Here is a 19,423-nt window from a genome sequence, read left to right on the forward strand (position 1 = left end):
CGCCGCCGATGAGTTCCTGGAGTTTGTGGGCGTAGACGGGGTCGGGCTTTTCGGGCTTGGCTTCGAACTGCAGCAGCTTCGTGTGACGGAACACGTGATCTCCCTTCCGAGCCCGCGGAGTTCCCCCGTCCGGCCCGGTCAATCGGGGAAAAGCCGTGTTTGACGGGTTCGGGAAGGGTTATCCGATCGAGTGATCCACGGAGGAGGTGGTCGCCGGTGCTTGCGCGGCACAACTCGGTGTTACTGGTGCCCCGGCAGGGCGCGCCGGCGAAGGCGGCCCTGGTCGGGGTGCTCGACCGGACGACGTACCCGCAGCTGCGGGACGGGCTGCTGGAGTTCGCGACGGATTCCGAAGACGGCGTACTCGTCGACATCGAACGCCTGGAGCTGCGCGACCGCGCGCTGCTCCGGGTGTTCGCGCTGGTCGCCCTGCGGATCGGCGACTGGCCGGCGGTCCCGTTCGCCCTCGTCACCGGGCGGCCGGAACAGCGTGCGGTGCTCGCCGCCCACGGGGTGGACCGCCGGGTACCGGTGTACGCCGACGTCGGCACGGCGGAGGCGGCGCTGACCCGGCCGGTCCGCCGCCGGGCCGGCCGGCTGCTCGACCGGTCGACGCGCGCCTCGGCGCGGGCCCGCGCCTTCGTCCGGGGCACCTGCGCGGAGTGGATGGTGCCCGAGCTGGCCGAGGACGCCGAGCTGATCGCGACCGAATTCGTCGAGAACACGTTGCGGCACACCGATTCCGAGCCCCGGCTGCGGCTGGAGCTGCGCCGGGGGAAGCTGGCCGTCGAGGTGTCGGACACCAGTTCGCGGGCCGCGGTGCTGCGGGAGGGGCTCGACCTGGTGGGAGCCGGCCTCGGGCTGCGGATGGTCACGAAGGTCGCGAAGACCTGGGGCTGCAGCCGGACGCGGTCCGGCGGCAAGACCGTGTGGGCCGTGCTGGCCCGGGCGTGAATCCCGGACGCCGCCGCGGCGGCGTCCGGGATCCCGGCGATCAGGAACCGGGGCCGGAGTAGATCTCCGCGGCCGGGGGCTCCGACACGGTGGTCGGCTTGTTCCAGTCGCCGAACTCCATCGCGCCGCTCTTCGGGTCCTGCATGCGCAGCAGGTAGTGCGGTTCGGCGGCGGCCACGGTGGCCGTGCCGTCCGGGCTCGTGAAGCTCAGCGCCGGCGCGCCGGCGAGCGTGGTGGGCTCGCCGCCGGTGAAGGTCGACTTCTCCAGTTCGCCGAGGGTGCCCTGGGTGAACGACTTGTAGTCGAGGAACACCTTGAAGGCGTCGGCGATGCCCGCGCCGACCTTGGCCGTGGACGCGACCCACTTGCCGGTGAGCTGCTTGGCGGCCGACGCCGGGATCCCGGCCTGCTTCACCAGCGAGTCGGTGAAGCGGAACCAGTACTTGTCGCCGATGCGCAGGACGGGGATCTCGAGGCCGTCCTTGACGACCGTGCCGCTCGCGCTGTCCGGGTTGAGCTGCAGGTCCAGGTTCACGTTGCTGCCGTCCTGGGCCATCGTGCCCTTGACGTGCACGGCCGACGCCTGCTTGGCGGCGTCGGCGACGGCGGCGCCCACCTTGTCGGCGGCGAGGGCCGGGGCCGCCGGCGCGCTCGAGGACGGCGCCGCGGACGACGACGAAGCGGCGGCCGGCGCCGGCGTGCTCGGGCTGCCGGAGCAGCCGGAGACGAGGACGAGGGATCCGGCCGTGAGGAGTGCGGCCAGGCGGAGGCGAGGCATGGGTAGTCCGTTCGTGAAGGCCGGGGCGTCCCCGGGCACGAACGGGCTATCGTCCGAACGGGTGATTCGTTACAGAGGGCTCACCCGGACGCCGGACGGCGGGGCCGGAAGTCCCGTTCGGTCTCGACGTCGCCCTGGGGGGTGTGGACGAAGTGCCCGACCCGGCGCTTCCGCGCGATCTGCCGTCCGGCCAGCACGGCGTCGATGCGGCGCGGGGAGGTGTTGGATGCCCGCCGACCGCCTTCGACCCGGTTCTTCCAGAGTCCGTCTTCGAAGTAGGTGTGCACGTCACCCTCCGCCACGACGTCGCCTCCCATCGTGAGTGCTGGAAGGCTGCGAATGCCCGGGGACGTAGCGGACAAACGTCTTCCGGCGGATCAGGTCAGCCCGAGTACCCCGATGGCGTTGTCCTTGAGGATCAGCGGCCGCACCTCGTCCTTGATCTCCAGTTCGGCGAAGTCGGCGAGCCAGCGGTCCGGGGTGATCACCGGGAAGTCCGAGCCGAACAGCACCTTGCGCTTCAGCAGCGTGTTGGCCGCGCGCACCAGCTGCGGCGGGAAGTACTTCGGCGACCAGCCCGACAGGTCGATGTACACGTTCGCCTTGTGCGTCGCGACCGAGATCGCTTCGTCCTGCCACGGCACCGACGGGTGCGCCAGGATCACCGTCAGGTCCGGGAAGTCGGCGGCGACGTCGTCGAGCAGCATCGGGTTCGAATAGCGCAGCTTGATGCCGTGCCCGCCCGGCAGGCCGGCGCCGATGCCGGTCTGCCCGGTGTGGAACAGGGCCGGCACGCCCAGCTCTGCAATCGCTTCGTAAAGCGGGTAGTACCGGACGTCGTCGGGCTCGAACGCCTGCAGGCTCGGGTGGAACTTGAACCCCCGCACGCCGTGCTCGCCCACCAGCCGCCGCGCGCGCAGCACGGCCGCCTTGCCGGCGTGCGGGTCGACCGAGCCGAACGGGATGAGCACGTCGGCGTGCTCGGCGGCCGCGTCGGCGATCTCCTCGCTCGACAGCGCCGGGTGCCCGGTCGCGGCCGGCGCCTCGACCGTGAACACGACGGCGGCCATGTTCCGGGCCCGGTAGTGCTCGGCGATCGCGCCCACCGTCGGCGTGCGGTCCTGGCCGGCGCGGAAGTACTTCTCGGAAGCGTCCAGCAGTTCCTGGTCGAGAGCGAAACAGCCGTGGCCGTCCTGTTCGACGTGGGTGTGCACGTCGATGGCGGTCAGCGAGGAAAGGTCCACGAGGAGCTCCAGGTCAGGGCAGGTCGGGCTGCGCGGCCTTGGCGGCCAGCAGGCGGGTGAGGACGGCGTCGCGGGCGGCGACGAGCCGGTCGTGGTCGGTGCCGGCCAGCTCGGCGTCGACCCCGGCGACCAGGGTTTCGGCGAGCTCCGGGGTCAGGTGGACGCGGCCCAGGTCGCGCCACCACTCTTCGGTGGGCGGCCCGAGGTGGGCCAGGACGTGCGCGAGCCCGCCCGCGCCGCCGGAGAGGTGCTGGTTGACGAACGGGCCGAGCACGGCCCAGCGCAGGCCGGGGCCGTTGGCGATGGCGGCGTCGATGTCGGCGACGGTCGCGACACCGCGTTCGACGAGGGAGTACGCCTCCTGCCACAGCGCGGCCTGCAGCCGGTTGGCGACGTGGCCGGGCACCTCCCGCGCCAGCCGGATGGGCCGCTTCCCGAGCGAGGCGTAGAACGCCACGGCCCGGTCGACGACCTCGGGCGCGGTCTCGCGGCCCGGCACGACCTCGACGAGCGGGATCAGGTGCGGCGGGTTGAACGGGTGCCCGACGACGACCCGCTCCGGGTGGCGCGGGCAGCCGCGGGCGATGACGCTCGGCAGCAGCCCGGACGAGCTGCTCGCCAGGACCACGTCCGGCCGCGCGGCCTCGTCGAGGACGGCGAACAGCGCGTGCTTGACGTCCTCGCGCTCCGGCCCGTTCTCCTGGACGAAATCCGCGGCGGCGGCCGCCTCCCCGGCGTCGGCCACGAACCGCAGCCGCTCGGCCGGCGTGCCTTCGAGCGCGCTCCGCAACCGCTCCTCGGCGCCGGGCGCCGGATCGGTGGCGACGACGTCGAGGCCCCGGTCCAGGAAGAGGGCGGCCCAGCTCGCGCCGATCACGCCGGTGCCGACGACCGCGACGGTGCTCATTTCCGCCTCCGCGGGAGGAAGTACGTCGGCGGTGCTCATGCGGACGTCCCGAAGTGGTCCAGTGCGGTGGGGTCGGCCAGGACGTCCCGGCCGACGACGTCGTCGATCGCGGCGCCGAGCAGGAGTTTCTTCACCGGCAGCTCCAGTTTCTTCCCGGTGCGGTTGCGGGGGATCGCCGGGACGGCGGTGATCGCGTCCGGCACGTGCCGCGGCGACAGCGCGGTCCGCAGCGCCGAAGCGATCTTGCGGCGCAGGGTGTCGTCGAGTTCCGCGCCGTCGTGCAGCGCCACGAACAGCCGGAGGTCGCCGTTGCCCCCGGCCGGGTCTTCGAGGTGCACGACGAGGGCGTCGGCGACCTCGGGGAGCTCTTCGACGACGGCGTAGAACTCGGCGGTGCCCAGCCGGACGCCGCCGCGGTTGAGGGTGGCGTCCGAGCGGCCGGCGATGACGCAGCTGCCCTCCGGGGTGAACCGGACCCAGTCGCCGTGCCGCCAGATCCCCGGGTACACGGAGAAGTACGTTTCGCGGTAGCGCTCGCCGGAGTCGCCCCAGAACCCGACCGGCATCGACGGCATCGGCGCGGTGATCACCAGCTCGCCGAGCTCACCGACCACCGGGGTCCCGTGCTCGTCGAACGCCTTCGCGTCGACGCCGAGGCAGGGACCGGAGATCTCGCCCGCCACGACCGGCTGCAGCGGGCCGCCCTGGACGATGCCGCTGCACACGTCGGTGCCGCCGCTGCCGACGTTGAGCAGGACGCCCGGGAACTTCTCGTGCACCCAGTGGAAGCCTTCGGCGGGCAGCGGGCTGCCGGCCGCGCCGAGCTGCCGCAGCGCGGACAGGTCGTGCTCGGCGGCCGGGTCGAGGCCCGCTTTCCGGCACGCCATCAGGAATCCCGGGCTCGCGCCCATCAGCGTCGCCCGCGTTTCCGCGGCCAGCCGCCACTGCCAGGCCAGGTCCGGGTGCAGCGGGTTGCCGTCGACGAGCACGATCGACGCGCCGGTGAGCAGCCCCGACACCAGCGCGTTCCACATCATCCAGGCGGTGGTGGAGAACCACAGGATCCGGTCGCCCGGGCGCAGGTCCCAGCTGAGGCCGTGGTTCTTCAGGTGCTCCAGCAGGATGCCGCCGTGGCCGTGCACGATCGCCTTCGGCTTGCCCGTGGTGCCGGAGGAGAACAGCACGCACAGCGGGTGCGCGAAGCCGACCGGCTCGAATCCCGGTGTGCTTTCGGTGAGCAGATCGGCCCACGCGAGCGTGCCGGGGAGGTCATGGCTGCCGTAGGGGACGTGCACCACGTGCTCGACGGTCGGCAGGCCGGCCCGGATCGCGGCGACCTCCTCGCGGCGGTCGATGTCCTTGGCGCCGTAGCGGTAGCCGGACACGGTCAGCAGCACCCGCGGCTCGATCTGGCCGAACCGGTCGACCACCGACCGGGCGCCGAATTCGGGGGCGCAGGACGCCCAGATCGCGCCCAGGCTCGCGACCGCGAGGTACGCGACCACCGTTTCGGGGATGTTCGGCAGGTACGCCACCACGCGGTCGCCGCGGCCGACCCCGAGCCGGGCCAGCCCCGCGCGGGCGCGCGCGACCTGGTCGCGCAGCTGCCCCCAGGTCAGCTCGGTGCGTTCCCGCGTCTGGGAGTAGGCGATGACTGCGGCGGCGCCGTCCGGGCCGTGGCCGAGGGCGTGTTCGGCGTAGTTCAGGGTGGCGCCGGGGAACCACTCCGTGCCGGGCATGGTCCGGTCGGGCACCACCGCGGTGGCCGGGGTGGGGAAGCGGACGCCGAAGAAGTCCTTGATCGAGGACCAGAAGCCGCCGAGGTCGGTCACCGACCACCGGTGCAGGGCCGCGTAGTCGTCGAAGAAGTGCCCGCGTGCTTCGAGCCACCGCAGGTACCGGCCGATCTCGGTGGTCTCGCGCACGTCGGGTGCGACCGGGCGGAGGATCACGGGACGACCTTCCCGGCGCGCTTGTCGAGGAACGCCTGCATCCGCTCCTTCGCCTCGGCGCTGCCGCCGGCGACCGCGGCCATCAGCGCCTCCATCAGGTAGCCCTCGGCCGGGTTGGCCTCGGCGATGCGGGGCAGGGCCTGCAGCACGGCGAAGTTCGTGATCGGCGAGTTCGAGGCGATCTTGCGGGCCAGGCCGAGCGCGTGCTCCAGGCCGTTTTCGACGCGGTAGTGCGACAACCCGGCGGCGTGGCCCTCGTCGGCGTCGAGTACGCGGCCGGTGAGCATCATGTCGGCCATCCGGTGCGCGCCGATCAGCCGCGGCACCCGCACCGACGCGCCGCCGCCGACGAACAGCCCGCGCTGGCCCTCCGGCAGGGCGTAGAACGCCGAGGACTCCGCGACGCGGATGTGCGCGGCGGCCGCCAGTTCCAGGCCGCCGCCGACGACCGCGCCCTTGAGCACCGCGACCACCGGCACCCGCCCGCGTTCGAGCCGCTCGAACGCGCGGTGCCACATCATCGAGTGCTCCAGGCCCTCGAACGCGTCGCGCTCGGTGAGCTCGGACAGGTCGAGCCCGGCGGAGAAGTGGTCGCCGACGGCGTCCAGCACGACGGCCTTGACCCCCGGCGGCGGGCTGCCGAAGAACGACTCGAGGCCGAGCACGGTCGCGTCGTCGAGCGCGTTGCGCTTCTCGGGACGCGCCAGCCGCAGCACGGCGATGTCGTCCCGCAGCTCCAGGCGCAGCGTGGGGGGCAGGAGGGGCGAGGTCATGCGGGTCCGTTCGTCAAGGTTTCGGCGGCGCGGGCGCGCAGTTCGACGCGGCGGATCTTGCCGGTCGCATTGCGGGGCAGGGTGTCGGTGAACAGCACGTGCTTCGGGATCTTGTAGCGCGCCAGGTGCTGTTCGAGGTGGGTGCGGAACTGTGCTTCGTCGAGCTTCGCCCCGGGCCGGACGACGACGAAGGCGGCGCCGGCCTCGCCCCAGCGCTCGTCGGCCACGCCGACGACGGCACAGGCGTCGACTTCGTCGAGCCGGACGGCGACCGCCTCGATCTCGGCCGGGTACACGTTTTCCCCGCCGGAGATGATCATGTCCTTGACCCGGTCGACGACGTGGGCCCAGCCGTCTTCGTCGACGCGGACGACGTCACCGGTGCGGAACCAGTCGCCGTCGACGAAGCTCGCTGCCGATTCTTCGGGCCGGTTCCAGTAACCGCCGAAGACGTGCGGGCCGCGCACGAGCAGCTCGGCCGGGGTCCCGTCGAGCGGCTGCGGCGTGAGGTCGGGGCCGAGCGCGGCCACGTCGGTGAAGAAGTGCGGCACCCCGGCGGCGACCGGGTGGGCCGGCGTGCCCTCGTGGGTGGCCATCGAGACGCCCGGGGCGGCCTCGGTCATGCCGTAGCCCTGCAGGAGCTGCACGCCGCGGTCGAGCCACGCGCGCGCGACGCGCTCGGCCACCGGTGAGCCGCCGTAGAGCACGCAGGTCAGCGAGCTCAGGTCGGTGCGGTCCCAGTCCTCGTGCCGGCACATCATCTCCAGCATCGTCGGCACCGCGGAGAAGCTGGTGATCCCGGCCTCGCCGATCCGGGCGAGGATGGTGCCCGGGTCGAACTTGGCCACCGGCTCCACACTGCCACCTTTGAACAGCGTCGGCAGCGTGATCTGGCCCAGCCCGACGCAGTGGAACAGCGGCGCGATGCACAGCGCCTTGTCGGTGCCCAGGACGTCGAGGTGCGCGAGCTGGTTGACGGTGTTCCAGGTCAGGTTGGCGTGGGTGAGGACCGCCGCCTTCGGCCGTCCGGTGGTGCCGGAGGTGTAGAGCAGCAGGCACGGGTCTTCCAGCCGCACCGCGGTTTCCGGCGCCGGCCCGGCCTCGGCGACCTCCGCCTCGAAGTCCCCCTCGGTCGCGATGACGGCGCCGTCCGGCAGCGCCCCGGCCGCCGCCACCAGCTCGGCGGTGTCCGCGCTGTGCACGAGGACCGAAGCGCCGCTGTCGTCGAGCATGTACCGGATCTCGGTGGGGGAGAGGCGGTAGTTGAGCGGGACGAAGATCGCGCCGCAGCGGGCGGTGGCGAACAGCGTCTCGAACACGGTGATGGCGTTGACGCCGAGGTAGGCCACGCGGTCGCCCGGGCGCACGCCGCGCCGGGTCAGCGCTCCGGCGAGCCGCTCCACCCGGCCGGCGAGCCCGGCGTAGGTGAGCGACCGGCCGGCCTCCACCAGCGCGGTGCGGTCCGGGTCGATCCGCGCCCGCCGCGCGGGCCAGCTGCCCAGGCCGAAGTCGGGGAGGTGCACGCCTGCCTCCTTCACCACCGCAGGACCGGCTTGATCGTCGTGCCCGCGAGCATGTCGTCCACTGCCTGTTGAATCTGCCCGAACTCGTAGTGCGTGACCAGCTTTCCGAGCGGGAACCGGCCCGCGGCGACCAGCTCGGCCAGGGTCGGCACCAGCGCCTGCGTGTCGGCGTCACCCATGGTGAGGCCGGTGACGTGCCGGCCGGGGAGCAGGAAGTTGACGTCCACGCCGACCGTGGTGCCGAAGGCGGGCGCGCCGACGACGACCGCGGTGCCGCGCGCGGCGAGCGCGCCGATCGCCGTCCCCAGCATGCCGGCGTTGCCGGTCGTCTCGACGACGCCGTCGACGCCGCGGCCGCCGGTCAGCTTGCCGACCGCCTCGGCGAGGTCTTCGCCGCTCGTGTCGATCGTGTCGGTGGCGCCGAGCTCGCGGGCGAGCCCGAGCCGGCCGGGAACGCGGTCGACGGCGATGATCCGGGTCGCCGGCGTCAGATGGGCGGCCATGATCGCCGAGAGGCCGACCGCGCCGGCGCCGGTGACCAGCAGCGTGGCGCCCGGGCGCGGGGTGAGGACGTTCCACACGGCGCCGGCGCCGGTCATGACGCCGCAGCCGAGCGGGGCCAGCAGGTCCAGCGGCGCGTCGGCGGCGACCTTGACGACGCTGCGTTCGTCGGCCACGGCGTGCCCGGCGAAGCTGGACTGGCCGAAGAAGTGGCCGCCGATGGGGGTGCCGTCGCGCGAGATCGGGGTGGTGCCGTCCGGGCGCTGCCCGCCGAGCAGGTTGGCGGGCAGCCAGGTCTCGCAGTAGGCGGGGTGGCCGTCGCGGCAGTTCGCGCAGCCGCCGCAGGAGGTGTAGCTGAGCAGGACCCGGTCGCCCGGCCGGACGCGGGTGACCGCGGCGCCGGTCTCCTCGACGATCCCGGCGCCTTCGTGGCCGAGCACGCCGGGCAGCGGGAAGGGCAGGGCGCCGGCGGCGACGCCGAGGTCGGTGTGGCAGACGCCGGTGGCGACGATCCGGACCCGGACCTCGTCCGGGCGGAGCGCGTCGAGGGACACTTCGCCGAGGGTGAACCCGGCGCCGGCCGACTCCACGACGGCCGCGGTGGTGGTGGGCATGGGACTTCTCCTGGGGACTTCAGGCGAGGGAGATGACGACGGACTTCGTGCGCGTGTAGGCGTCGAGGGATTCGGGGCCGTACTCGCGGCCGAAGCCGGAGTCCTTGACGCCGCCGAAGGGGATCGCGGGGTCGAGCATCGCCCAGTCGTTGACCCAGACGATCCCGGCCTCCAGCCGCGCGGCGACCCGGTGCGCGCGGGCGAGGTCCGTCGTCTGCAGCCCGGCCGCGAGGCCGTAGGGCGTGCTGTTGGCGAGCGCGACCGCTTCGTCCTCGGTCGCGAAGCGCTGGACGGTCAGCACCGGGCCGAAGATCTCTTCGCGGATGACGCGAGAGTCCGCCGGCAGGTCCGCGATCACCGTGGGCTGGAAGAAGAACCCGCCCTCGATGGCCGGCCGCCCGCCGCCGGTGACGATCCGGCCGCCGTCGGCGCGGGCCAGCTCGACGTACTGCTCCACCTTCGCCCGGTGGCGCTCGCCCGCCATCGGGCCGACCACCGTCGCGGGGTCGAACGGGTCGCCGACCGGCACGTGCGGCACGGCTTCCGCGAGCGCGCCCAGGATCGTGTCGTAGAGCGCGTCGGCGACGAGCAACCGCGGCCCGCCCATGCAGAACTGGCCGGTGTTGAAGACGAACGCCTTGATCACCGCGGCGACCGCCTGCTCGACGTCCGCGTCCTCGAACACGAGGTGCGCGGCGTTGCCGCCCAGTTCCAGGGTGACCGGCTTGAGGTGCTCGCCGGCCACGCTCGCCGCGTGCCGGCCGACCGCGGTCGAGCCGGTGAACGCGATCTTGTCCACACCAGGGTGGCTCAGCAGGGTTTCGCCGATCTCCGTGCCGAAACCGGTGACCACGTTGAGCGCGCCGTCCGGGACGCCGGCCTCGGCGAGCAGCTCGGCCATCAGCAGCGCGGTGAGGGAGGTGTCCTCGGCCGGTTTGTGCACCACGGTGTTCCCGGCGGCCAGCGCGGGCGCGATCTTCGACGTCGACAGGATCAGCGGGAAGTTGAACGGCGTGATCGCGGCGACCACGCCGAGCGGCTCGCGGCGCGTGTAGGCGTGCGCGGGGATCGGGATCTGCCGCGTGGCGCCGTCCACGCCCTGCGCGAGGGCCGAGTAGTACTCGTACTGCTCGGCGACGGTCTCGACGTCGACGGCCCGGCACAGCGAGATCGGCTTCCCGACGTCGGCGCTCTCGAGGGCGGCGAGCTCGTCCGCGCGGGCTCGCACCAGGTCCGCGACCCGGTGCAGCACGCGGGCCCGGTGCCGGCCCGGCGTCGCGGCCCAGCCCTCGAACGCCCGCCGGGCCGCGGCGACCGCGGCGTCCACGTCGGCGCGGGTCGCGCGGGCGAGGGTGGTGAGGGTCTTGCCGGTGGCCGGGTCCACGGCGTCGAAGCGGCCGGCGGTCTCGGTCCACCGGCCGCCGACGAACAGCCGGCCCGGCTCGACGTCCGGGCGAGGCCGGGTGCCCGGCCGCTCCTCCACTGCGGTCATCGGTCCGACTCCTCACTGAGCGGCGTCTATATCAGGAACCCTGAGATAGCCAAGGATGCGCGGGAGAGCCGCCCGCTGTCAAGGGCACCGTCTCCGCGGCCACGCGCGCGAAGCAATTTCCCGCGGCCGAAAATTGTCCTCCCGTTAACCGGGTCCGGTGTGGACGGACGAATTTTTCACCGGGAAACCGGATATTTCACCGGGCCGCCCGAATCGCGTAACGGCTGGTCGGAGGGCGGCGACTCACCAATGCCCGCGAGAGGGCCGTGGCCTTTCCGCGGCCCGGGGTGCCGGAAAAGAGGTCATCCGTGAACCCGAACATCCCCCGGCGGTTCGCCCGCCGATCCCTGCCGCCCGGCGCCGCGGTGTTCGCCCTGCTGGCCGCCGCCGGGGTCGCCGCCGCCACCACCTTCGCCGCCGGGGTCCCGGTCCGGGTGCCCGACCACCCGCTGGGCGGCGGGGCCGCGTGCGCCGCGCTCGTCGCCCAGCAGCAGGCGCGCGGCAGCGTGAACTACGCCGCGTCCGAGGTCGAGCCGTACGTCGCCGCCGACCCGGCCGATCCGCGCCACCTCGTCGGCTCGGCCCAGCAGGACCGCTGGAACGACGGCGGGTCCAACGGCCTCACCAACGTCGTCTCCCGCGACGGCGGGGCCACCTGGACGCCGGCCGCCGCGCAGCCGCGGTTCAGCATCTGCGCCGGGGCGCCCGCCGGCTCGCCCGGGTACTTCCAGCGCACCACCGACCCGTGGGTCAGCTTCTCCGCCGACGGCCGGGTCGTGTACTCGATCGCGGACTCGTTCAACGCCGACGGCCCGGCGTTCGGCGGGGCGAGCGCGATCCTGATCAGCCGCTCCCTCGACGGCGGCGACCACTGGGAAACCCCGGTCACCGCGCGCCTGGACACCTCGACGCAGGTGCTCAACGACAAGGAGTCGGTGACCGCCGACCCGCTGCTCGCCGACCGCGCCTACGCGGTGTGGGACCAGCTGGTCTCGCCGCAGAGCCACGCCAACCCCAGCGCGTACAACCACGCGTTCACCTACCGCGGCCCGAGCTACTTCTCCCGCACCACCGACCAGGGGCGGACCTGGAGCACCGGCCGGATCGTCTTCGACCCCGGGCAGAACGACCAGACGATCGGCAACCAGATCGTCGTGCCCACGACCGGCCCCGGCCGCGGGGTGCTGATCGACGGCTTCGACCTGATCACCAACAAGGGCGGTGCCTGCCCGTACACCCACGGCGGGCAGCACTGCCGCGGCTCGTCGACGTCCACCGCGGCGGTCATCCGGTCCACCGACGGCGGCACCACCTGGTCGGGCGCGATCGGCATCGACACCCAGCAGGTGGCGTCGGTGACGATCGCCGGCCACCCGGTCCGCTCCAGCGACGAGCTGCCCGAGTTCGCCGTCAACCCGGTCAACGGATTCGTGTACGCGGTCTGGCAGGACTCCCGGTTCAGCCCCACGGGCGCTTCGAAGATCGCCTTCGCGCAGTCCGCGGACGGCGGGCTCACGTGGGGTGACACGATCCGCGTCGACCAGTCGCCGGGCGACACCCCGGCGTTCGTGCCGCAGATCCACGCCACCGCGGACGGCACGATCGGCCTGACCTACTACGACCTGCAGAACGCGACGCCGGCGCAGCCCGGCCTGACCGACAGCTTCATCGCCCACTGCCACGCCGCCACGAGCGACTGCGGCAACCCGGCGAACTGGGCGGTCAACGGGCAGACCCGGCTGACGGCCGCCCCGTTCGACTACACCACCGCACCGGACGCGGGCGGCTACTTCCTCGGCGACTACTCCGGGCTCGCCGGAACGACGTCGTTCACCGCCTACTTCGGCGTCGCACGGCCGCTTGCCACCAGTGGTGCGTCGGACATCTTCGCCAACCACGCCGGCTGAACCCGGCGGGAACGGTGACCGGCCCGGTCGCCGTTCCCGCCGCGGTCTGGCCGCGGTTCACCCGGATGGGTGGTTTGAGAAACGCGCGTGCGGGTCGCGTGCGGAGGCGTGGGGTTCGGCCGTTGGCGGGGTTGCGCCGTTCGGATCAAGGACTACGCTGCGAAGTGCGGTTCAGCATGCAGCAGCCGCCGTCCCCCGAACTTGCCAGCGAACGAGCGGGTCGGTCGAGCACGGCCCGCTCGTCACGTCATCTGCGAATGAGGCGTGGAAGAATGTTAGTCGTCCAGCCCCCAGCGACGGCGATCCCCGTAATGCCGTCGGCGCGCGAACAGCGCACCGCGTTCGACATCCAGGTGATCCGCCCGTACTTCGGCGCGGTGATGGTCCGGATCCGCGGCGCCCTCGACGCGGACAGCGCCCCCCAGGTCCGTTCGGCGCTGGACACGTGGGCCCACCGCCGGTTCCCGGTCCTGGTCCTGGACCTGTCCGAGGTCGACTTCCTCGACGGAGCGGGCCTGGCCGCCCTCGGCGGCATCCAGGCCCGCACGGTCCGCGAGAACGCGACCCTCCGCATCGTCACGGGAGACAACCGGGTGGTGCGCCGCGCGTTGTCGGCCAGCGGCCTCGACCACGCCCTCAACGTGAGCCGCCTGCCGTCGGGCTGGGAACGCGCCACGGAGATCCCCAGCCAAAGCTGACCACCCTCCACGGCCCCCGGGCCGCGGAGCCGCCCCACGCGTGTCGTCCCCCCAGACACGCGTGTCGTCCGCCTGCACACACGAACCGACCCTCCAGGTACGCAAGCCGACCCTCCAGGTACGCGAACCGACTGTCCGGGTACGCGTGTCGTCCGCTCAGGCACGCGTGTCGTCCGCTCAAGTACGCGTGTCGTCCGCCCGGGTACGCGAGTCGACCGTCCGGGTACGCAAGCCGACCGTCCGGGTACGCGAACCGACTCTCCAGGCACGCGAACTGACCCTCCGCGGCCAGTGCCCGGTGCGGGCCGACGTGGTGCCGCGCCGGGCTTTCCGGTGTGGCGCGCTCAGGGGCGGTCGATCCCGGCCAATTCCGCGAACGGCCGCCGCACGCGGACCTCCGGGCCGGACAGGTCCAGGTCCTCCCAAGCCACGTACCGGCTGTGCCGGTGCAGCCGGCGGATCAGCGCCACCAGCGGTGCCGGACCCCGCTGGTCGTGGCGCTGGTACCCGAACAGCCGCACCCGCGTGCGGCCCACGATCACCCCGCGCACCACCAGCTCCGGCAGCCCGTCCGAGCGCGGGACGGCTTCGGCGCGGATCTCGCGGATCGCGCCCAGGTCCCGGCCGTTCGCGTCGCGGGCGCGGCGGCCGAGCAGCTCACCGGCTCGCACGGCCCGCTCCCGGGATCCGGCCGATGATCCGGCGCCGCAGCCAGTCCTCCGACGGGCTTTCCGTCGCCTGCGCCACCGCCGTCGTCACCACGACCGTCGGTTCGATGCCGCGGACCGCGTTCAGCGGGATGCGTTGCGGCGCGCCCGCGCGGAAGCCGCGGCCGATGCGGCGCAGCAGCTTGCCGATCGGGCCGCCGATGCGGTCGGCGAGCGCCTCCGGGCCCACGAGCAGCGCGTCGACGACGTAGGTCCCGTCCTCCGCGCGGAGTTCGAGGTCGTCGACCTTGCCGACGACGGTGCCGTCCTCGCCGGTGATCTGGCGGTCGAGCAGCGAGTCGCTCAGGTCGACGAGGCCGAGATCGGTCCACGGGTTCATTGGCCTGCTCCGGTGAAGATCATCAGGGGGATCGCCGCCACCGCCGCGACGGCGATGATGACGAGCATGCCGACGCCGACGATGTTGCTGAAGTGGCGGTTCGCGTGCTTCCCGAGGTACTCGCGGTCGTTGGCCACGATGAGCACCGGCAGGTAGGTCAGCGGCAGCGCCACCGCGGAGAAGATCAGCGAAATCTCGGTCAGGCCCACCGGGTCGATGCCCGTCTGCACCACCAGCACGGCGAGCAGCAGGCCGGCGCCGACGGTGAGGTGGAAGCGGGCGGCGTTGCGCGGCGCCCGCCGCTTGCCCCAGTCCCAGCCGAAGTACTGGGCCAGCATGTACCCCGACGACAGCCCGGTCTCCAGCGCCGCGCCGAAGGTCGCGGCGAAGATGCCGATCAGCACGATCACCAGGCCCGCGGTCCCCAGCGCGAGCGTCACCGGCAGGACGATCTGGCTGACCTGGCTGACGTCGACGCCGGCCGGGAACAGCACCGTCGCCGCGCACGCCATCACGGCGATGGCGAGCAGGCCGCCGAGGGGGAAGCCGAGCAGCACGTTGGCGCGCTGCACGGGCAGGTCCTTGACCTTCCAGCCCTCTTCGACGCCGCCGGAGGAGAAGAAGAACACCTCGTACGGCGTCATCGCCGAGGCGAACAGCGCCACCGCGTGGTAGGCGTAGGTCGGCAGCGCCTGGTCGGCCGGCGGCGCCAGCTGGACGACCTGCGCGCCGAGCGACGACCAGTCGGGGTGCAGGAAGAAGATCGCGACGGCGAACACGCCGATGGCGAGCCCGCCGAGGCCGAACCCGGTCTCCATCCGCTCGAACCCGACCCGCCAGACCACGAGCCAGACGAGCACGCCGATCGGCAGCACCCAGACCAGCCGGTCGACCCCGGAGGCCAGTTCGATGGTGATCGCGACGCCGCCGATTTCCGCGCACACGGTCAGCAGCGTGATGAGGAACGACCCGGCGAGGTTGAGCAGCGCCATCCGCGGGCCGAGGCGCTCGCGGATCAGGTCGAACACCGGGCGCCCGGACACGGCGACGACACGGCCGGACATGTCGGCGTAGACGCAGATCCCGAGCACGCCCAGCACGGTCACCCAGACCATCGCCATCCCGTACCGGGCGCCGACGACACCGCTTTCGACGAGGTCGCCGATGTCGACGAACCCGCCGACCGCGGTGAGGATGCCGAGGGTGACGGCGAGGAACTTCTTGCTCACGACGTCACGCCCCAGCGGGCGAGCTCGCCGATCAGGCCCTGCAGTTCGGCGTCGATCCCATCGAGCCCCTGGTCGGTGCCGTCGCCGAGGCCGTCGTCGAGCCGGTGGGCGAGCGCGACCCCGCGGTCGGTGATCGACGCCAGCGCGGCCCGGGCGCGGTCGTCGGTCAGCTTGCCGACGTCCTGGCCGGCGGAGCCGAGTTCGTCGGCGGCGTCGCGGACGGTGACCGAGAGGCTGGGCACGGGCGGGACCTCGTCCCGGTCGGCGGTCACCACGAGCCGCAGGAGCTCGAGCTGGCCCCGGATCTCCCGGCCGGCGTGCACGGTTTCGGCCTGCGGATCGGTCCCGCAGCCCGCCACCAGGGTGGCGATTGAGACGAGTGCGGCCGCCGCGCGTAACCGATGCGCATTCACGGACGCGGGATACCCGATCGTGTCAGTGGTAAACGTCCCGCGCGAATCTCCACCGTGGACAGACGGACGGTTGAACCGGGGCCATGATGGGAAAAAGGGGGAAATGCCGAGCGAAGACGTCGTTCGTATGGGTGACGGACCGGACGAAAACGACCTTCCGGTCACCCGTCCGGCGTGGCCGGTCACGGCCCTCAGCACAGCGGCCCAGGGCGGCGTGCTCTGGCTCGCCGTGGCCGCGGTGCTGGCGTGGCGGCCGGGAGCCCGCCGCCGGGCGGCGGGCCACGGGCTCGTCGCGGGCGCGGCCGGGATGGCGGCCGGCCACGTGGTGAAGGCGGTGGTCCGCCGCCCGCGGCCGCCGGCGCAGCGGCTGCCGGCGCGGCGGGCGCTGCCGGAACAGCCGAAGTCACCGGCGTTCCCGTCCACACACGCGACGACGGCGGCGGCGTTCACGGTCGCGGTCGCGCTCACGGCCCCGGCGACGGGAGCGGCGATCGCCCCACTGGCGGCGGCGGTCTGTTACAGCCGCCTCCGCACCCGGGCGCACTGGCCGACGGATGTGTACGGCGGCGTGGCGATCGGGGCTGTGGTGGGCGGTTTGGTGCACCGGAGGCTCCGGCGCGGGGAGCCGGCAGGGAGGTAGCGCCGGGGTAGTGCGGCGGGCTGGTGTGGTTCCGGTGTGGGGGTACGGCCGGGGGTGGTGCGGTGAGCCGGCTGGTCTCAGGTGCCGAGGTCGTGCTGTGGAGGCTGGTGGCAGTGCGGCGGGTCGGCCTGTCTCAGTGCGGGGGTCGTGCTGCGGAGACCGGCGGCGGTGCGGCGGGTCGGCCTGCTTCAGGCGCGGGGGCGTGCTCGACGGCCCGGGGTCGTGCGGCGGGCCGGTCTGTCTCAGGTGCGGAAGTACGCCCGGAACGTCGTGCCGTGACCGTCGCCCGTGTGCAGCCGGACCAGGTCGGCCAGGTGGTTGACCAGCAGGAGGCCGCGGCCGCGGGGCTGGTCGGGCGTGGCCGGGTGGCGGCCGGCCAGTGGGTCGGTGAGGTGGCCGTCGTCGTGGACTTCGCACACGAACTCGCCGGCGGCGGCCCAGCACCGGAGCGTGCCCGTGCCGCTGCCGTGCTCGACGCTGTTGGACAGCAGCTCGGTGACGACCACCTCGATGTCGGCGACCCGGTCGGCGCTCAGGCCCGCCGCGGCCGCGCGGACGTGGGTCAGCGCTCGCGCCGCCGCGAGGTCCGTCGTGTCCTTCAGCTCGAAAGCGCCCTCCGGCACCGGCAGGGGCTCGTTGTAGCGGGCGATCACGCCCTCCGGGTCGTACGCGGTGCTGGTGCGCCGGCCGGTGCCGTCGACCAGCACCGGGTGCGTCGCCTCGGCGTCGGCGAGGACGTCCGGGGACAGGGCGTCGGCGTCGTACGGGCAGAGGATCGTCACGTCCCGGCCGGTGAAGGCGGGGTTGATGAGGGCTTCGTGCTGGACGCACGCCGGGTACTCGACCGCCGACCGCGCCGCCCAGATCGGCTCGCCGATGATCCGCGCCCGGCGGCCGGGGTGCGTGTCGGCGAACGCGCGCAGCACGCCGGGGATGATGCGGCCGGGGTTGCGCCCGGCCTCGGTCATGTCCAGCAGGCGGACGCGGGCGGCGTCCGCGCCGAGCTCGCGCCGCAGCAGGGCGAGATTGTCCCCGGGCACTGCGACCGCCACCGGCTCGCCGGCGGCGAGCCCGTCCCACACGAACGGCACGGTGCCCGCCAGGTATTCGGCGGCACCGCGGTAGAACAACGCGGGGTGCCCGAAGGGGTCCACGGGTGCGCGCAAGCCGCCTCTCCTTCCGCCGGGGACCTCACCAGTATGCGGGACCACGATCGGGCGGTGCCCGGCCCTCCGGTGAACGGCCTTCGCGCCGAGGTGGAGGAGGCTTCCGGACCGGCGGTGGCGGAGTAGCCGCCGGGTCGGTCGGACGAGCCGGCCTACCCGGCACGCTGCGCCGCCGTCGCGGCGGGCCTGCTCCCCGGCGCCTTACGTGGCGTGCTGCACCGCCCTCGCGGCGGGCCGCTCCCTGGCGGTGCGCGCCGGCTTGCGTGGTGTGCTGCGCCGCCGTCGCGGCGGGGTTGCTCGCCAGCGGTGTGCGCCGGCTTGCGTGGTGTGCTGCGCCGCCGTCGCGGCGGGGTTGCTCGCCAGCGGTGTGCGTCAGCTTGCGTGGCGTGCTGCGCCGCCCTCGTGGCGGGCCTGCTCCCCGGCGGTGTGCGCCGGCCTACGTGGCACGCTGCGCCGCCCTCGTGGCGGGGCCAGCGTGGCGCCCTGCGTCGCCCCCGCGGCGGCCTGCTGTCCGGCCGCGCCGGTGCTCTAGGACCTCGCCCGGCGCCACAGCGCCAGCGCCGTCGCGGCGAGCGCGCTGCCGCCGGCGGCGAGGAGGGCGTGGTGGTGGCTCGCCCACAGCTGGAGGCTGCGCGGGGTTGCCTTGCCGTCGAACTCGCCGTGGGCGCCGAAGTCGCGGCCGCGGTCGGCCGGGGACCACAGGTTTTCCGGCTGGTTCGCGGGCTTCGGGTCGCCGGTCTGCTGGGACCGGTACCCGGTGCGGGCGAGGTAGCGGTCGAGGATCCCGGGGGCGACGGCGTTCGCGACGAGCGTGCCGACGGTGCTGCCGCCGACCCAGTACTCGCGCCGGCCCGGGTGATCGGCGGCGTGCACCACCGCGCGGGCGGCGACTTCGGGCTGGTAGATCGGCGGCACCGGCTGCGCGTGCCGTGGCAGTTTGGAGCGGACCCAGGAGAACTGCGGCGTGTTGACGGCCGGCATCTGCACCATCGTGGTGCGGACGTGGCTGCCGTCGTGCAGGAGCTCGCAGCGCAGGGCCTCGTTGAAGCCCTGAATGGCGTGCTTCGCGCCGCAGTAGGCGCTCTGCAAGGGGATCCCGCGGTAGGCGAGGGCCGAGCCGACCTGCACGATCGTGCCCCGGTCGCGGGGCTTCATCCGCCGCAGGGCGGCGGTCGTGCCGTGGACGTAACCGAGGTAGCTGACCTCGGTGACGCGCCGGAACTCGTCGGGCTCGATCTCCTCGAACGGCGCGAAGACGGAGGTGAAGGCGACGTTCACCCACACATCGATCGGCCCGAGTTCCTTCTCGGCCCGTTCGGCGGCGGCCTCGACCTGCCCGAAGTCGGCGACATCGGTGGGGACGGCGAGCGCGGTCCCGCCGGCCGCGGTGACGTCTTCGGCGGCGGCCGCGAGCCCGGCTTCACCGCGGGCGAGCAGCGCGACACGGGCGTGCCGGGCTCCGAAGGCCCGCGCGACGGCCCGGCCGATGCCGCCGCTCGCCCCGGTGACGACGACGACCTGGTGCGGGGTCTGGCTGGTCATGGGTTCTCCGATCGGAAGCTGGTGAAAGGGGCGAGAAGGGAAC

20 protein-coding genes are annotated in these 19,423 nt (G+C 73.4%); 4 read left to right on the forward strand and 16 right to left on the reverse strand.

Translation table 11 applies throughout. The features are described 5' to 3' along the window. Nucleotides 1-94: manganese catalase family protein (locus AB0J55_RS44730; protein ID WP_364260667.1), on the reverse strand; the 94-nt coding region annotated here is incomplete at its 3' end. Between the two features lie 122 nt (nucleotides 95-216). On the opposite strand from AB0J55_RS44730, the gene AB0J55_RS44735 reads away from it, so the two are divergent. Beyond that, nucleotides 217-954, forward strand: coding sequence for an ATP-binding protein (locus AB0J55_RS44735; RefSeq protein ID WP_364263968.1), 738 nt, complete (start codon nucleotides 217-219; stop codon nucleotides 952-954). Between the two features lie 40 nt (nucleotides 955-994). Here AB0J55_RS44735 and AB0J55_RS44740 read toward each other — a convergent pair whose 3' ends face one another. From AB0J55_RS44740 to AB0J55_RS44780, 9 genes are all read right to left on the reverse strand, one after another. Next, a complete protein-coding gene (locus tag AB0J55_RS44740; RefSeq protein WP_364263971.1) occupies nucleotides 995-1,732 on the reverse strand; it encodes a hypothetical protein in 738 nt (245 codons plus the stop codon). An 80-nt stretch (nucleotides 1,733-1,812) separates the two neighbouring features. Next, the gene (locus tag AB0J55_RS44745) at nucleotides 1,813-2,034 is read right to left on the reverse strand and encodes a DUF2188 domain-containing protein (RefSeq protein WP_364264048.1); all 222 of its coding nucleotides are present in this window, start codon (nucleotides 2,032-2,034) and stop codon (nucleotides 1,813-1,815) included. A gap of 75 nt (nucleotides 2,035-2,109) precedes the next feature. Next, on the reverse strand, nucleotides 2,110-2,976 hold the full coding sequence (gene couO / locus AB0J55_RS44750; RefSeq protein ID WP_364263974.1) for a 4-hydroxyphenyl-beta-ketoacyl-CoA hydrolase: 867 nt from the start codon (nucleotides 2,974-2,976) through the stop codon (nucleotides 2,110-2,112). Nucleotides 2,977-2,989: 13 nt separating this feature from the next. Then, the gene (locus AB0J55_RS44755) at nucleotides 2,990-3,883 is read right to left on the reverse strand and encodes a 3-hydroxyacyl-CoA dehydrogenase NAD-binding domain-containing protein (RefSeq protein ID WP_364263977.1); all 894 of its coding nucleotides are present in this window, start codon (nucleotides 3,881-3,883) and stop codon (nucleotides 2,990-2,992) included. Nucleotides 3,884-3,918: 35 nt separating this feature from the next. Next, nucleotides 3,919-5,835 (reverse strand): acetoacetate--CoA ligase, encoded by a 1,917-nt coding sequence (locus AB0J55_RS44760; protein WP_364263980.1) that lies wholly within the window; start codon nucleotides 5,833-5,835, stop codon nucleotides 3,919-3,921. Beyond that, the gene (locus AB0J55_RS44765; protein ID WP_364263983.1) at nucleotides 5,832-6,608 is read right to left on the reverse strand and encodes a crotonase/enoyl-CoA hydratase family protein; all 777 of its coding nucleotides are present in this window, start codon (nucleotides 6,606-6,608) and stop codon (nucleotides 5,832-5,834) included. Before AB0J55_RS44765 ends, AB0J55_RS44760 begins: the two co-directional genes overlap by 4 nt. Continuing rightward, entirely contained in the window at nucleotides 6,605-8,131 is a 1,527-nt protein-coding gene (locus tag AB0J55_RS44770) for a long-chain fatty acid--CoA ligase (RefSeq protein WP_364263986.1), read from the reverse strand. The genes AB0J55_RS44765 and AB0J55_RS44770 overlap by 4 nt, the downstream gene beginning before the upstream one ends. An 11-nt stretch (nucleotides 8,132-8,142) precedes the next feature. Continuing rightward, entirely contained in the window at nucleotides 8,143-9,246 is a 1,104-nt protein-coding gene (locus tag AB0J55_RS44775; protein WP_364263989.1) for an NAD(P)-dependent alcohol dehydrogenase, read from the reverse strand. Nucleotides 9,247-9,265: 19 nt separating this feature from the next. After that, a complete protein-coding gene (locus AB0J55_RS44780; RefSeq protein ID WP_364263992.1) occupies nucleotides 9,266-10,738 on the reverse strand; it encodes an aldehyde dehydrogenase family protein in 1,473 nt (490 codons plus the stop codon). 308 nt (nucleotides 10,739-11,046) lie between these two features. Here AB0J55_RS44780 and AB0J55_RS44785 point away from each other — a divergent pair, with 308 nt between their 5' ends. After that, nucleotides 11,047-12,645 carry a sialidase family protein gene (locus AB0J55_RS44785; protein ID WP_364263995.1) on the forward strand — a complete coding sequence of 533 codons (1,599 nt, stop codon included), beginning with the start codon at nucleotides 11,047-11,049 and terminating at the stop codon, nucleotides 12,643-12,645. A gap of 311 nt (nucleotides 12,646-12,956) precedes the next feature. Next, nucleotides 12,957-13,343 (forward strand): STAS domain-containing protein, encoded by a 387-nt coding sequence (locus AB0J55_RS44790; protein WP_364263997.1) that lies wholly within the window; start codon nucleotides 12,957-12,959, stop codon nucleotides 13,341-13,343. A gap of 344 nt (nucleotides 13,344-13,687) precedes the next feature. Here the strand turns inward: AB0J55_RS44790 and AB0J55_RS44795 are convergent, their stop codons facing one another. Genes AB0J55_RS44795 through AB0J55_RS44810 form a run of 4 tightly spaced genes read right to left on the reverse strand, consistent with a single transcriptional unit; the run spans nucleotide 13,688 to nucleotide 16,032 of the window. Continuing rightward, nucleotides 13,688-14,014 (reverse strand): hypothetical protein, encoded by a 327-nt coding sequence (locus tag AB0J55_RS44795; RefSeq protein WP_364264000.1) that lies wholly within the window; start codon nucleotides 14,012-14,014, stop codon nucleotides 13,688-13,690. Beyond that, nucleotides 14,001-14,390, reverse strand: coding sequence for a hypothetical protein (locus tag AB0J55_RS44800; RefSeq protein WP_364264003.1), 390 nt, complete (start codon nucleotides 14,388-14,390; stop codon nucleotides 14,001-14,003). The genes AB0J55_RS44795 and AB0J55_RS44800 overlap by 14 nt, the downstream gene beginning before the upstream one ends. Continuing rightward, nucleotides 14,387-15,619: a divalent metal cation transporter gene (locus AB0J55_RS44805; RefSeq protein WP_364264006.1), complete on the reverse strand. Its 1,233-nt coding sequence runs from the start codon at nucleotides 15,617-15,619 to the stop codon at nucleotides 14,387-14,389. Before AB0J55_RS44805 ends, AB0J55_RS44800 begins: the two co-directional genes overlap by 4 nt. Next, nucleotides 15,616-16,032 (reverse strand): hypothetical protein, encoded by a 417-nt coding sequence (locus AB0J55_RS44810; protein ID WP_364264009.1) that lies wholly within the window; start codon nucleotides 16,030-16,032, stop codon nucleotides 15,616-15,618. Before AB0J55_RS44810 ends, AB0J55_RS44805 begins: the two co-directional genes overlap by 4 nt. Before the next feature lie 127 nt (nucleotides 16,033-16,159). On the opposite strand from AB0J55_RS44810, the gene AB0J55_RS44815 reads away from it, so the two are divergent. Then, nucleotides 16,160-16,672: a phosphatase PAP2 family protein gene (locus tag AB0J55_RS44815; protein ID WP_364264012.1), complete on the forward strand. Its 513-nt coding sequence runs from the start codon at nucleotides 16,160-16,162 to the stop codon at nucleotides 16,670-16,672. Nucleotides 16,673-16,914: 242 nt separating this feature from the next. Here the strand turns inward: AB0J55_RS44815 and AB0J55_RS44820 are convergent, their stop codons facing one another. After that, entirely contained in the window at nucleotides 16,915-17,838 is a 924-nt protein-coding gene (locus AB0J55_RS44820; protein WP_364264015.1) for a sensor histidine kinase, read from the reverse strand. 528 nt (nucleotides 17,839-18,366) lie between these two features. Further along, complete coding sequence (locus AB0J55_RS44825) at nucleotides 18,367-19,380, reverse strand: SDR family oxidoreductase (protein ID WP_364264018.1); 1,014 nt, start codon at nucleotides 19,378-19,380, stop codon at nucleotides 18,367-18,369. Between the last annotated feature and the right edge of the window lie 43 nt (nucleotides 19,381-19,423).

This window comes from Amycolatopsis sp. NPDC049688 (genome assembly GCF_040674975.1).
Taxonomy (GTDB): domain Bacteria; phylum Actinomycetota; class Actinomycetes; order Mycobacteriales; family Pseudonocardiaceae; genus Amycolatopsis.